Source organism: Mesorhizobium sp. B4-1-1, from assembly GCF_006439375.1.
Classification (GTDB): Bacteria; Pseudomonadota; Alphaproteobacteria; order Rhizobiales; family Rhizobiaceae; genus Mesorhizobium.
In genome coordinates, this window is record NZ_VFTH01000004.1 from 152,344 (window position 1) to 166,287 (window position 13,944).

The 13,944-nt window shown below is 61.9% G+C and carries 13 protein-coding genes; 8 read left to right on the forward strand and 5 right to left on the reverse strand.

Going from position 1 to position 13,944, the window contains the following annotated elements; genetic code table 11:
• Positions 1 to 56: 56 nt before the first annotated feature.
• The 4 genes from FJW10_RS07540 to FJW10_RS07555 all read right to left on the reverse strand — a co-directional run bounded on the left by FJW10_RS07540 (position 57) and on the right by FJW10_RS07555 (position 4,372).
• Positions 57 to 1,094, reverse strand: a complete 1,038-nt coding sequence (locus tag FJW10_RS07540; protein WP_140899536.1) for an MBL fold metallo-hydrolase — start codon at positions 1,092 to 1,094, stop codon at positions 57 to 59.
• Between the two features lie 108 nt (positions 1,095 to 1,202).
• Positions 1,203 to 2,384, reverse strand: a complete 1,182-nt coding sequence (choV, locus tag FJW10_RS07545; RefSeq protein WP_140899538.1) for a choline ABC transporter ATP-binding protein — start codon at positions 2,382 to 2,384, stop codon at positions 1,203 to 1,205.
• Entirely contained in the window at positions 2,381 to 3,235 is an 855-nt protein-coding gene (choW, locus tag FJW10_RS07550) for a choline ABC transporter permease subunit (RefSeq protein ID WP_140546562.1), read from the reverse strand. Before choW ends, choV begins: the two co-directional genes overlap by 4 nt.
• Positions 3,236 to 3,436: 201 nt before the next feature.
• The gene (locus FJW10_RS07555) at positions 3,437 to 4,372 is read right to left on the reverse strand and encodes a choline ABC transporter substrate-binding protein (protein ID WP_140899540.1); all 936 of its coding nucleotides are present in this window, start codon (positions 4,370 to 4,372) and stop codon (positions 3,437 to 3,439) included.
• Between the two features lie 248 nt (positions 4,373 to 4,620).
• Here FJW10_RS07555 and FJW10_RS07560 point away from each other — a divergent pair, with 248 nt between their 5' ends.
• Positions 4,621 to 5,232, forward strand: coding sequence for a thymidine kinase (locus FJW10_RS07560; RefSeq protein ID WP_140899542.1), 612 nt, complete (start codon positions 4,621 to 4,623; stop codon positions 5,230 to 5,232).
• Between the two features lie 6 nt (positions 5,233 to 5,238).
• Here the strand turns inward: FJW10_RS07560 and FJW10_RS07565 are convergent, their stop codons facing one another.
• Positions 5,239 to 5,703, reverse strand: coding sequence for a DMT family transporter (locus FJW10_RS07565; protein WP_246674151.1), 465 nt, complete (start codon positions 5,701 to 5,703; stop codon positions 5,239 to 5,241).
• Positions 5,704 to 5,907: 204 nt separating this feature from the next.
• Here FJW10_RS07565 and FJW10_RS07570 point away from each other — a divergent pair, with 204 nt between their 5' ends.
• From FJW10_RS07570 to FJW10_RS07600, 7 genes are all read left to right on the forward strand, one after another.
• Positions 5,908 to 6,297 carry a cytochrome c family protein gene (locus tag FJW10_RS07570; protein WP_140827823.1) on the forward strand — a complete coding sequence of 130 codons (390 nt, stop codon included), beginning with the start codon at positions 5,908 to 5,910 and terminating at the stop codon, positions 6,295 to 6,297.
• Between the two features lie 288 nt (positions 6,298 to 6,585).
• Positions 6,586 to 7,674, forward strand: coding sequence for a hypothetical protein (locus FJW10_RS07575; protein ID WP_140899546.1), 1,089 nt, complete (start codon positions 6,586 to 6,588; stop codon positions 7,672 to 7,674).
• A gap of 34 nt (positions 7,675 to 7,708) precedes the next feature.
• Complete coding sequence (locus FJW10_RS07580) at positions 7,709 to 8,854, forward strand: hypothetical protein (RefSeq protein WP_140899547.1); 1,146 nt, start codon at positions 7,709 to 7,711, stop codon at positions 8,852 to 8,854.
• A gap of 24 nt (positions 8,855 to 8,878) precedes the next feature.
• Positions 8,879 to 10,783, forward strand: a complete 1,905-nt coding sequence (locus FJW10_RS07585) for an ATP-binding protein (protein ID WP_140899549.1) — start codon at positions 8,879 to 8,881, stop codon at positions 10,781 to 10,783.
• Positions 10,784 to 10,844: 61 nt separating this feature from the next.
• Positions 10,845 to 11,255: a DUF559 domain-containing protein gene (locus FJW10_RS07590; RefSeq protein WP_140899551.1), complete on the forward strand. Its 411-nt coding sequence runs from the start codon at positions 10,845 to 10,847 to the stop codon at positions 11,253 to 11,255.
• A 67-nt stretch (positions 11,256 to 11,322) separates the two neighbouring features.
• Positions 11,323 to 12,627 (forward strand): DUF6638 family protein, encoded by a 1,305-nt coding sequence (locus FJW10_RS07595; RefSeq protein ID WP_140899553.1) that lies wholly within the window; start codon positions 11,323 to 11,325, stop codon positions 12,625 to 12,627.
• 102 nt (positions 12,628 to 12,729) lie between these two features.
• A complete protein-coding gene (locus FJW10_RS07600; RefSeq protein WP_140827810.1) occupies positions 12,730 to 13,854 on the forward strand; it encodes a DUF2333 family protein in 1,125 nt (374 codons plus the stop codon).
• The last annotated feature ends 90 nt before the right edge of the window (positions 13,855 to 13,944 follow it).

The following is a 13,944-nucleotide window of genomic DNA, read 5'->3' on the forward strand; positions in this document are numbered from 1 at the left end:
CATGAAAACAAAGGCTTAAAAGCGCGTCGCCTGAATCCGCTTCAGCGCGACGCGCTTTAATGCATCAGCGGCCCGCTGGCCTTGCGCCAGGCGTCCATGCCGCCCTGGATGTGGCGGGCGCTGGCAATACCGACATCCTGCGCTGCCTGCACCGCCATCGCCGAGCGCTCGCCGAAGGCGCAATAGAACAGGATCTGCCTGCTGGTAGACTTCGCCAGTTCATGCAGCATGCCGCCAGCGGCGATGTTCTCCTGCAACCGCGCATAGGGCAGATGGATCGCGCCGGGAATAACGCCGTGCCGCTCGCGTTCGGTCTGCTCGCGCAGGTCGACCAGCGCCACGTCGGGCCGCCCGACCAGCGCCAGCGCCTGCTCCGCGCTCACCGCCCAGCCGCGGCTGGCGATATCGTCCTGGTGCAGCCCGACCCGCATGTTGGCCGGCACGGCCACATCCATCATTTTCGGGTTGGACAGGTTGAGATTGTTCATGATGTTCACATACTCGTCGACCGACTTGACCTGCAGGCGCGGGTTGAAGGCCTTTTCCTCGCCGATCGTCGACACGGTCTCGCCCTTGTAGTCATGCGCCGGGAAGATCATCGTCTCGTCGGGCAGTTTGAGCAGGCGGCCGAAGATCGATTCATATTGCTGGCGCGGATCGCCGTTCTGGAAGTCGGTGCGGCCGGTGCCGCGGATAAGCAGCGTGTCGCCGGTGAAGACCCGGTCCGGCAGAATGAAGCTGTAGGAATCGTCGGTGTGGCCGGGCGTGTAGATGACGTCGAGCGCCAGTCCCTCGATGCCGAGCTTGTCGCCATCGGCAAGCCGCATCGACACCACGTCGGCCTTGGTCTGCTCGCCCATCACGGTCACGCAATGCGTCTTGTCGCGCAGCGCGCCGAGGCCGGTGATGTGGTCGGCATGAAGATGCGTGTCGACCGCCTTGACCAGCCTCAGGTCCAGCTCATTGACCAATTGCAGATAGCGTTCGATCTTCTCCAGCACAGGATCGATGATCAGCGCCTCGCCGCCGCGCCGACTGGCAAGCAGATAGGAATAGGTGCCGGAAACGGAATCGAACAGCTGACGGAAGATCATTCGCGCCTCTCTCGCCTGAGGCCGGTGGCCCGGCTGTCGGCCAGTCTAGAACAAGCGCGAGGTGCCCGCCAGCGGGAGACCGCTTGCCCATCCAAAAGGCTGGAAACCCTACCGCCGCAGCACCGCGCTCAGCACGTCGCGGATGCCGATCGCGCCGACGAAGCGCGAGCCTTCGTCGAACAGCGCCACCGGCGCCGTCTGCGAGCGGTGCATGGCGAGCATCACCGTTTTCAGCGGCGTGCCGGGATTGGCCCAGAACACCTGGGCCCCTTCCTCCGGCTGACGCTCGACATCGGCGCAGGAGACCCACACCGCAGGTTTGCCGTCGCGTTCGGCCGCGGCCACCAAGCCGTGGTCGTCGATCTTGAAGCGCGTCGTCTTACGCCGGTCGAGCCACACCCAGCCATTGTCGCCCTGCTCCAGGTCGCGGCGATCCCGCATCACGTTCCACGCCGTCAGCACCGACAAGGGGTTCACGTTGGCGATGAAGTCGCGGACATAGTCGTTCGCAGGCCGCAGAACGATGTCTTCCGGCGCGCCGGTCTGGACGATGCGGCCGCCTTCCATGATCGTGATATGGCTGCCGATCTTCAGCGCCTCCTCGAGGTCGTGGCTGACGAAGATGATGGTCTTCTTCAGCTCGGCCTGCAGTTGCAGCAACTCATCCTGCAGCTTGGTGCGGATCAGCGGGTCGAGCGCCGAGAACGGCTCGTCCATCAACAGGATCGGCGCCTCGGTGGCGAAGGCGCGTGCAAGACCGACGCGCTGCTGCATGCCGCCCGAAAGCTCATGGGCGTATTTCTTCGACCATTGGTCGAGATGGACCAGTTGCAGTTGCTTCTGCACGCGCGCCTTGCGTTCCGCCTCCGGCACGCCTGCAAGCTCGAGGCCGAAGCCGACATTTTCCTCGACCGTGCGCCATGGCAGCAGGCCGAACTGCTGGAACACCATGGCCACCTGCCTCTGGCGCAACCGCCGCAAGGTCGCCTCGTCGCAGGTGACGACATCGACGGTGCGGTCGCCGTCCTTGACCAGCACCTGGCCTCGCGACACCACATTGAGCCGGTTGACGGCCCGCAGCAGCGTCGACTTGCCGGAGCCGGACAGGCCCATCAGCACCGAGATCTCGCCTTCATGCACGGTGAGGCTGGCGCCTGCACAACCCAGCACGTTACCGGTCTTTTCCAGGATCTCGGCGCGCGTAGCGCCCTTGTCGATCATCGCCAGCGAACCTGCCTGATCGGCGCCGAAGACGATGTCCACATTTTTGAAATCAACCGCGACGGTCATTTCTTGCCTCCAACGCCGATGCGGGTCATGCGGTCGAGCACGATGGCGAGCACGACGATGGCGAGTCCCGCCTCAAGCCCGAGATCGATGCGGCGCGAGCCCAGCGCGCGGTTGATTTCAGTGCCGAGGCCGCCGGCGCCGATCAGGGCGGCGAACACCACCATCGACAGCGACAGCATGATCGATTGCGTCAGGCCCGCCATGATGGTCGGCAGCGCCGACGGCAGCTCCACCTTCCACAGAAGCTGGCGCTTGGTGGCGCCGAACGCCTCGCCCGCTTCGACGATCGCCTTGGGCACTGAAACCACGCCGAGATGCGTGAGGCGCACGGCTGTCGGGATGACGAAGATGATGGTGACGATGAGGCCGGGCGCGTTGCCGAGGCCGAACAGCGTCAGCACCGGGATCAGGTAGACGAAGGTCGGCAGCGTCTGCATCAGGTCGAGCACCGGCAGCATGACCCGGTAGACCTTCGGCTTGTGCGCGGCCCAGATACCGAGCGGCACGCCGATCGCCATGGCCATGGCGGCGGCCGCAACCACCAGCACCAGCGTCTGCACCGTCTGCTTCCACAGATTCTGGTTGATGATGAAGATCAAACCCAGGAAGACGCCGATGGCGAGCGGCCGCGAACGCTGCAGCAGCCAGGCGATGATCGCGATGACCAGCGCCAGAAGCACGGGCGGGACCATCAGCAGCAGATCCACTGCCCCGTCGAGAATGAAGTTCAGTCCGTTTGAAAACGCCCGGAAGATGGTGTCGAAATTGTCGGTCAGGAAGCCGAAGAAGGCCTTGCCCCACGGCCCGATGGGGATTTTGTAGTCGGTCAGGAATTTCGAAATCGGATCCATCTTCCCCTCTCGGCGTCGCCGTACTTGCCGTACGGTCAGCTTCTTGCAGCTTAACGCATGTCACCCAAAAGTGTGCAGCGGTTTTGGGAAAATGACATGCGTAAAAACAGAGACTTAAAGTGCGGAGCGCTTTAAGAAAAAGGGCAGCCTTTTCTATCTGGCTGCCCTCTTCCCGATGATCATTCCGGACTCAAAGCCGGCTCAGCTCCCGAGCGCGGTCTTGACGGCAGCGGCCGCGTCGCCGCCGTCGAAAGTGGTGACCCCGGCAATCCAGGGCGCGACCGCGTCAGGATGCTTCTTCAGCCAGTCCGTCGCCACCGTCTGGGCGTCGCCGCCCTTCAGGATCGCGTCCATCATCTCGCCTTCCATGTCGAGATTGAACTTCAGGTTGGCGATGAACTTGCCGGCGTTCGGGCATTCGGTGGTGTAGCCCTTGCGCACATTGGTATAGACGGTGGCGGCGCCGAAGCCGCTATCGCCCATGCCGTCGAGATAGGTGATCTTCATGGCGCCCATCACCGGATGCGGCGTCCAGCCGAGGAAGGCGATCCACTCGTTGTTCTTCATAGACTGCTCGGCCTGCGTCAGCATGCCGGCTTCGGACGACTCGACCAGTTCGAAGCCTTCGAGGTTGTCCTTCGGGTTCTTGATCATGTCGAGGATGATGCGGTTGCCGTCATTGCCGGCCTCGATGCCGTAGATCTTGCCGTTGAACTTGTCCTTGAACTTGCCGAGATCGGTCAGCGTCTTGACGCCGGCATCCGCGACATAGGTCGGCACGACGATGCCGTAGCCGGCACCGGTCAGGTTGGTGCTGATCGTCTCGACCGACCCGTCGGCGGCGTAGTCCTTGATGTCGTTGGTCATCGACGGCATCCAGTTGCCGAGGAAGACGTCGAGGTCCTTGTTCTTCAGCGAAGCCATGGTCACCGGCACCGAGAGCTGGATCACTTGCGGCTCATAGCCGAGCGCGGTGAGCAGCACCGAGGCCAGCCCCGTGGTGGCCTGGATGTCGGTCCAGCCGACATCGGAGAGCCGAACCGCCTTGCAGCTCGCAGGATCGCCGGCATAGGCGGCGGTCGTGGACAGAAGCGCCGCGAGGCCGAGGCCCGCGACGAAAGATTTCATACGCGACATGAACTTTCTCCCATTAGATTCTCGAGGCAAAGCGAAGTCACGGTTCTTGCGCCCGCCTTGTTTCGTCAGCCAAACACCATTTTGATGTCGTTTCAAGCGGTTCAACATCACGATGAACGGCGCGCGCTGGTCATTAAGCGACATGACACCCTTTTGAGCGACCTGGAGTTTTTGAACGGCAGGGAGTTTTTGGTGGACGGAGCCGGTGCCCTCTCCCCGCACGGCGGCAAGTCGGCTTAAAAGCACCTATGGCCAAGCTTTATTTCCATTACGCGACGATGAACGCCGGCAAGACGACCATGCTTTTGCAGGCATCCTACAACTATCGCGAACGCGGCATGTCGACGATGCTGTTCGTCGCCGGCCTTTACCGCAAGGGCGACACCGGATTGATCTCGTCGCGCATCGGCCTCGAATCCGAGGCCGAGATGTTCCGCGGCGGCGACGACCTGTTTGCCCGGGTCGCCGAGCACCACCGGCATGCCCCGGTGCATTGCATCTTCGTCGATGAGGCGCAGTTTCTCGAGGAGAAGCAGGTCTGGCAGCTCGCCCGCATCGCCGACCGCCTGGGTATTCCGGTCATGTGCTACGGCCTGCGCACCGATTTCCGGGGCAATCTGTTCCCGGGCTCGCGAGCGCTGCTCGCCATCGCCGACGACCTACGCGAGGTGCGCACCATCTGCCGTTGCGGACGCAAGGCGACGATGGTGGTGCGCCTTGGGCCCGACGGCAAGGTGGCGAAGCAGGGCGAACAGGTGGCGATCGGCAAGGATGTCTATGTCTCCCTCTGCCGCCGGCATTGGGAAGAGGAGATGGGCAGGGCTGCGCCCGATGACTTCATCGGCTTTGTGAGCGGCTGAGCTGCTTCAGGCGACGGAGACAGGCCGTACAGGAAACCGCCAGCCAAGCCGAACGCCGAGTGTCGCCAGCGCAATCAGCACAATGCCGGCGGCCTGCGCCGGCCGGAGCGGATGCGCATACAAAGCCCAGTCGATGATGATGGCGACGACCGGATAGATGAAGGTGACGATGCCGATCACCGGCGTCGTCAAGCGTGGGAAGGCCGAATTCATCAGCACATAGGCGATGCCCGTAGGCAGGATGCCGATCCCTGCCAGCCAGCCCCACGATGCCGGCGGCATGGGATGACCGATGTCGGCGAACGGGGCGAGCATCACGACACCCACAAGTGTCTGGCAAAGCACCGTGACCGCGGCGCGTTGTTGTCCGAGACCCTTGGCGAGGATCGTCGCCACCGCGTAAAGCAGGGCAGCGCCGAGCGTGAGCACCAATGAGGGGCTGCCAGGACTGCCGGACCTCGAGATTGGCATCTTGCGCAACCCGTTGTCGACGACGACAGCCGTTGAGCGGCTGAGCGACTTCCTGCGCCGCGATCTGGCCCAACAGGCTTGATTGCGGCTATCTGGACGAGGCGGCCGCATCAGGCGCAATCTCGTCGTCGCGCGAACTATGCTGCCTTGTTAATGCAGGCGCCCTAATTTCCAGCCCAGCCAGAACCAGCCGGAGACCCCGCCATGTTTCGAGCCATCTCGCCCACAGCTCTTTTCCTGCTTGCCGGCGGCCTTGCAGCGCATGCCGATGGCGATCCGGCTCTGGGCAAGAAAGTCTTCAATCGCTGCATCGCCTGTCATGAGGCGGCAAGCGACCGCGACAAGGTCGGCCCGCATCTGATGGGCGTCGTCGGCCGCAAGGCCGGCTCCGCTGAAAGCTTCGCAAGCCATTATTCGCAAGCCATGAAGGATGCCGGCGCCGCGGGTCTCATCTGGGACGAAGCCAATCTTGCCGAATATCTCAAGGCGCCCAAGCAGAAGGTTCCAGGCAACAGAATGGCCTTCACCGGACTGACCAGCGATGAAGACATCGCCAACGTGATTGCCTATCTCAAGGCCGACCCCAAACCCTGATCGATGTTGGAAGGAAGAAGCCGGTATTGCCGCCGGCGCCAGAGATTTGCCTGTGCTGGTTCATCGCCTTGGCCATCCGTGAAAACAATAGCTTAAGGCATATAAGCTGAAGCTGTTCGGCGGCGATGCCCTTTAATGGTCGCCATGCGTATGCTTGCCTTGCCTTTCAAGGATCCAACCAATTCTTTTGTTTCGACGCTTCTCCTGTCTTCCTTCTTTCAATCCCCTGAAGCCCCACATATATTCGCCGCCACGACACGGAACCGGATGCCGAAGCGGGAGGCCCCAATGGCGACATTGCAGAATTTCGATGCCGAAATTGCCAAGACCAAGCAGGTCGTGCAGGACATGCGCACCAAGATCGAGCAGTCCGGCACCGTGCTCGACACGCTCGCCCAGGCCGACAAGAAGATCGGCGACGCCAATTTCGACATCGAGAACGCCCGCATCGAGGACGTGCTCAAGCAGCAGAAGGTCATGGAAGGCAACATCGCCGACCTGATCATCGGGCTGGAGGACGCCACCAACGTCTTCGGCGCCGAATTCGAAAGCATGAAGAACTACACCGGCTGGGAAAACTTCGTCGGCGTCTTTTCGGCGCAGCGCAAGCAGCGCATGCGCACCGAGCGCGTCCGCAACATGTCGCTGGCCGGCAATCTGCAGGAGCTTTTGGCGAAGTCGGACACCATTGTCGGCATCCTGAAAGCGCAAAAGCAGGTCCTCGACCAGCGCTACAAGACCTCGGAGACCAGCCTGTCCCAGGTTATCGAGCGCCGCAAGGTGACGATGACCAACCTCGAGGCGGTGCAGAAGCGCATCGAGGAATTGAACCCTCAGCTGCTCGATATCGAAAACAAGATCGCCGCCTCGACGACCCAGAAGGAGCGCACCGAGCTAGAGGGTGAACGCTCGAAGATGGCGACCGAATACAACGAAAAGCAGGCCAAGGAACAGGAGCTGCTGGCCGAAAGCCAGACCCTGGAGCGCTACACCTCGATGTTCCAGACCTTCGTCGATTCGCTCAACAACCAGATCGCCGCGCAGTCGACGCTGATCAACAAGCTGACGATCGACACCGAGCAGCGCATCGTGCTGTACAAGGCGCTGGAAGATTCGCTGAAGACCGCCGCCCAGCAGGACGTCGCCCACAAGATCAACACTCTGGGCAGACAGGTCGACAACACCGCCGAGGAGACGATGGCCGGCATCGGTGCCGCCTCGCAGAAGCACATCGGCGACCTGCTCGAGATGCACGAGAAGAACATGGTCGCCAGCGCCGACATCCAGCGCCGCAAGAAGCTCGCCGACGATGCCTTCGCCCGCCGCTTCGACGATGTGATGAAGAAGCACAATTCGGCAAACTACGTGCAGTCGTAGGCGGCGGCGCTGACTTCATTTCCACGGCAGCCACATGACACCTGAAAACGACGCGGCAGCACGCTATTTCTCCGCCATCACGGCGGCGCTGAGCGGGCTGGAAGTGTTCATGCGCGACGACCGCTCGCCGCTCTACCGGCACGGCATCGTCGCTAGGATCGTCGCGGAGTATATCGCGCGGCTGGACAAGTCCTTTGCCTGCTGGCGCAACCGGCTGGGCTTTATGGACACGTTTCGCATTTCGCGCGCCGACAGCGGCTATCCCGTTTTCCAGAACCTGCTCGAGCTGGAAAACGACCGCCAGCAGGCCGATGCCCGCTTGGCCAACATCCCACAGGCTGGTGAGCTACGCGAGGAGATGGCCGACTTCATCCTGCGCCACAAGGAGTTTCCCGAGGCGCTGCAGAAATCGATGGCCGAGCGGCTCTATCTGGAGGACGTCAAGAGCGAGGCGACCTTCGGTCCGTTTACCCTGGCGCAGACAGCCAAGGTCTCGGTCAACCCGAAGACCATGCGGCCTTATTATCTCGTTCACTGGGCGACGTTCGACGGCAGCGCCAACCTGCCGCTGGTCTATATGGTGACGGTGGAGGACTCCTCCGAAAACATGGTGCGCCAGCTGGTCGACGTGAACGGCAAGCTGAACGAGAAGGTCGATATTCCGCTTCCCGTCGACGGCCTGCTCAACCCCGAGCTTGCGCACCGCTTCGACGACTTCACCGAGAAGAACTCGGCCTATACGCTCTCGCCGGCGACGATCGCGGTCAATCTCGACAAGGATTTCGAGCCGCTGCATCCCAAGCAGCTGCGGCGCGTGGTGCTAGGACCCTTCTACTCGACCGGCATCACCGACAACAATTCGACAGTGACCGAGGTGCTGGCCAAGGTGCGCAAGCCGCAAAACGCCTGGCTGCTCACCTGGACCATCCAGGAGGTCTTCTCCAAGGCCGAGAAACCCGGCCGCAAGGGCCTGTTCTCCAGCGAGAAAACGACGCAGGAATTCTTCATCAACACCGACGACCTCGAAGCGGCGCGCCAGGGCGTGTCGAGCTACGAGAACCACGCGCTGATCCCGCACGAGGCCTACCAGGCGCTCTATGCCGCGGGTGAGGCGCAAAAGATCTTTTCCGGCTACAAGGTCCACATCCTGTCCAACGGACAGGTCATCAGCGACGTCTGACCGTCAAACCGCGGAGCATCCTTCATGGACACCGGCCTGACAACGATCTCGGAAGCCGCAATCGAAAAGCACCGCGCGACCGCGCAGAGCTTCATCACCCGCATCGTCGTGCTGGAGGACCCCTCGCGCGAATCCGGCACCGCGCTTGCCGGCACCAACCGACGCTTCGTCTCGACAGTGTCGGTCGGTTCGGTGCGCCGCACGCGCGAGGTCGAGCTGTCGAAGACGGTCGCGGCCATCCACCCCGACGACCAGTTGATGAGCATCCCGCAGCACACGCTGCTCTATCGCGTCCGGCGCGGCCTGGCGATCGCGCTCGCCATATCGGATGTCTTCGCCGAAGGCTCCGACCTCGAAAGCCTGCAGGCAAGGAATGTCCGCGCGCCGCTCGAAGGCGACGAAGCCGCGAGGTTCAAGAAGCTTCTGTCGGCTTCGGCTTACGTATCGGCCTTCAGCTTCGCTTCCTACCTGTTCCAGCTGATCGACAGCGACGGCGAGGCGCCGAACGACAGCCCCGAACCAGACTTCCTGTTCGACACCCCGCAGGACGCGGTGAAGTCGATCGTCGCCGGCCTCGACAAGGCGATCGCCGGCTCGAAGGACGATGCGGACCTGATGACGCGGGCGCGGGCCTTTGCCCGAGTCGCCATCGACGGGCTCTTGGCGCGCAAGGGCCGCTTCGACGGCATCGGCCCGTTCGAGAACGCGCATATCCGCATCGATATCGACGATTTCACCCTCGACGGCTTCGACGTCGCGCCCGGCAAACGATCCAAGCCGCTGGTGATGACCTTCAAGAAGCCGGAGGAAGTCGTCGGCAACCACATCGCCAAATACCAGTCGGTCAAACTGGCCAAGATGCTGATGGCCTATGATTTCGAGCGTGAGCTCAATCCCTTCGTCGAGCTCGGCGGTTTCCTCTTCACCTTCATCGGCGACGGCGCGCCGGGCACCGGCAAGACGACGCTGATCCAGATGATCGCCGGCCTCGTCAATGGCTACTGTCAGGTCGCCGGCTATCCGTTCGCCTATGAGAATTTCGGCGTTGACCAGATCTCGTCCTATCAGGGCAAGTCGGGCCAGAACTGCCGCCAGTTCATCAACAACGTGCTCAATCCGCGCGTCATCGGCTTCGGCACCATCGACGACATCGACCAGGTGGCGGCGCGCCGTTCCGACGACCGCGCCTCGGCCGGCCAGCAGGAGATCACCGGCGTCTTGATGGACGCCTTTGCCGGCGCATCCACAGTGGTGCGCGGTAACTGCTCCTTCGGCATGTTTTCCAACTATCCGGAAAATGTCGACGATGCGCTGCGCCAGCGCGCCGGCGCGCGATGGGTGGTCGACGGCCCGCAGACCCGCGACGACTATATCGACATCTTCGTGCTGCTCGCCGGCAGGAACCACAAGATCCCGCTGGGTGAGCACGAACTCTATGCGGCGCAGGAGATCCAGCGCGCGGTAAGCGAGGCCTATGAAGAGCACGAAAAGCCGCAGGAAGACGGGCTGATGGAGGTCTATGAGCGCTACATGAAGGAGAACGGCGCGCCCAAGACCATGGCCGATGTCGGCACCTACCTGCATATGATCAAGGACGCCGAGCCGCGCTTCACCGGCCGCGCGATCAAGAACGTCACCGATGCCATCAAGATGCGCGCCATGGATATCGAGTTGCCGGACGACTGGTTCGAGAAGCCGGAAGCCTTCATGCACAAGAGCTACGACGACAAGAAGGCGATGATCGAGGAACTGCGCGGACCATTCTCGATGGACATGGTCATGCAGGAGATCAACCGCTACGCCGATTCCGAGTTCCGTTATTCCGACAAGTCCGACGATGCCGCGGTGGAGAAGCTCCTGCGCGACGCAAGGCTGCGCGAGCGCGCCGCGCGGGAAATGGAAGAATTGAAGAAGAAGGGGCTTTGGTGATCTTTTCCTTCTCCCCGTTTACGGGGAGAAGGTGCCCAAAGGGCGGATGAGGGGCAGCGCCATGCGTGGCAAAAATGGGCCAAAGGTTGCGAGAGCCCGTCAGCTTCGGAAAGTCGAAAACGATGCGGAGGAACGGCTGTGGCATGAACTGCGAGGACGGCGATTGAACGGCTACAAATTTGTTCGCCAACTGCCGGTTGGCCCCTATTTCGCGGATTTTGCTTGCCGTGAAGCCAATCTGGTCGTCGAGGTCGACGGCAGCCAACATGCCGGTCGATCTAGGGATCGATACAGAGACGAGACGATGAACGAAAACGGTTGGTCGGTGTTGAGAGTATGGCATGCGGATGTTTTGACCGGCCTTTCGAGCGTGCTGGACACAATTGTTGCAGCCCTGGATGGTCGGCTGGATCGCAAAATGATCGGTGTCGATGCGAAATTTCTGCCGGCCGCACCCTCGGAGCAGGGATGATGAACGTCGGCGCCGCCCCTCATCCGCCCTTCGGGCACCTTCTCCCCGTGAACGGGGAGAAGGAAGAATGACCCACGCCAAAAAGCCCGATCTTCTGCGCGACAACGAGCTGATCTACGGCCGCTTGCTCGCCATCGACGAGCCGCACCTCATCCAGCGCTACAACAAGGCGCTTGCCGCCTTCGGCCTCGAGCCTACCAAGCTCGCAAGCTTCCAGATCGACCGCACCGGCTTCTCACCCGAGATCGCCGAGGAATGCGGCGACTATGACTATCTCGACCCCAACGAGGTCAACCGCCGCTTCATCATCCTGACGCCGTCGCAGATCGACCTGCCGGTGGTGCATACCGCCTTCTCCAACACCTCGCAGTTGATGTTCGAGTTCATGTCGAAGAACCAGCGCGCCATCGACGCGCTGACCATCAAGGACGTGATCTACGGCGAGATCGAGGACTCGGTTCCCAAGGTCAACGACATCGAGGACCTGCTGTCGATCAACCAGGTCGAGTTCAAGGTGCTGTCGGCCGAGGACGTGCTCGGCAAGGCGGCCGAGCTCGGCAAGCTGGTCGACCGGCTGAAGCAGGAGCCCGACGCCTGGCGCGACAACGCCATGCTTCAGCGCATGGTCGATCTCGCCAAGGTCTGCGGCGACATCCGCGAGAACGCGCTGGTGCCGGACCAGGTTATCTTCCGTCACAACGCTTACTGGACCAGCCATTTCGGCGGGCTCTACGTCTTCGTCGACCCCGATATGACGACGGTGATCAGCGATCCGGCCGCCCCCGGCTTCCGCCGCTCGCGTCCCTGGCAGGTAAGCTATCTGTCGATCAACGACGCCGACAAGGTGTTCCGCTTCCTGGCTGCCACCGGCCGGCTCGACCTGCCGCGCGCTTCCTGGATCGAGGCTTCCGGCTATCTCGAGCATCGCGCAGAGATGGTCGTGCGCGCGCTGATCCGCGACGCCGAGCCCAACCGCAATCTGACCGATGTCGACAAGGTGTGGCTGCAGACCTGGATCCACGGCCATGCCGACCTGATCGCCCAGGACGGGAACTTTCCCTTCCTCAATGCCGCCAAGCGCGAAATCGCCCAGTTCGGCCATCTCAAGATCGAGGATGTGCCGCCGCGCCAGCGATTCCTGGTCGTGCGCGCCAAGCCCGACCACCCCGATGCCTGGCTGACCAACCAGTTGATCTCGGATTTCGTGCCGCAGGACTTCGTTTCGCGTTACGTCTTCAACAAGCCGGGTTTCTACAAGGACTATGACGGCTTCAGCGACGCCTGGAGAAGCGATGTTGTGGACGTTCTGAAAACCACATATTTGAAGGACAAGGCGGCGTTCCGCGCGCGCCTTTACGGCCTGACTGACTAGAACGAAATGAACCGTCATTTCGTTCTAACTTATTGTTTTGGCGCATGATGTTATCCAAAAAGTCTGCAACTTTTTGACATCGTGCTAAGGGGTGCCACAGCCATGCTCGACCCGATCGTGAACTTCTTTACCCAGATATTCCAGTGGATCGGCCGCGGCATCGGCTTCGTCATCGGCGTCATCCTGTGGCCGTTCATGTGGGTCGGCCGCTGGTACGGGCAACGCGGCTGGATTCTGAAGGCCGTGGTCGGTCTTGCCCTCTTGGTGCTGATCGGCCTCTACGCCAATTTCTTCTACGCTACCCAGTGGTGGAACAATTTCAACCCGAACTATCCCGACACCTACACGTTCGAGAAGCGGAACGTGTCGGCGGGCGAGCAGGTTTCGGCCGGCAGCGGCACCGATACGGCCAAGACCTGCGGCAACTCCGCCATCGCCCAGGTTGCCGCCGATCTGACGGACTTCAACGTCAACCAGAATGCCTGGATCTCGTCGATGATCCTCTACAAGCTCGGCCTGTTCGGCATCGATTGGGACGACACGCCCTGGATGGACAACAAGGCGTCCTTCCAGCGCGGCATCAACCAGGCGGTGCGGCGCACCGCGACGGAGCTTGCCGACAATCTCGGCCGCGTGCGCACGACCTCGCAGATCGACGCCGATTTGCAGGACGCGCGCGGCAATCTGCAGTTTGACGAATACACCTGGTATTTCGGTCTCAATCCGTTCGGGCCCAAGACGCCGACGCCGAGCTACTATCGCGATGCGGTGCGCAAGCTGCGCTCCTTCAACGCCCGTCTCGCCACCTGCCAGGCGACCTTCGACGCCCGCGCCGACAATCTGAAGCAATATATCGACCGCATCGCTTCGGACATCGGCTCGACCTCGGCCATCCTCAAGGAACGCGCCGAAAACCACAACAATGGCTGGTTCGATACCCGCGCCGACGACCGCTTCTGGTTCGCTTATGGCCAGCTCTACGCCTATTACGGCCTGATGAAGGGCGCCCAGGCCGACTTCGAGGATGTGATCAAGGAAAAGCACCTCCAGAGTCTGTGGGACACGATGGACCAGCAATTCGTCTCGGCGCTGCGCATCCAGCCCTTCATCATCGCCAATGGCCGCGAGGATGGCTGGCTCCTGCCGACGCATCTGACGACGATGGGCTTCTACATCCTGCGGGTGCGCTCCAACATGGTCGAGATCAGCAACGTGCTGACGCAGTAGCAGCCTCTTCGGCCAAGACAGGGATGGTGGATTTGCGCCGCCGCTTCTGTCGCTTTTCGCGTATTCAGCGGCTGTTTTGAGACGGCGGAA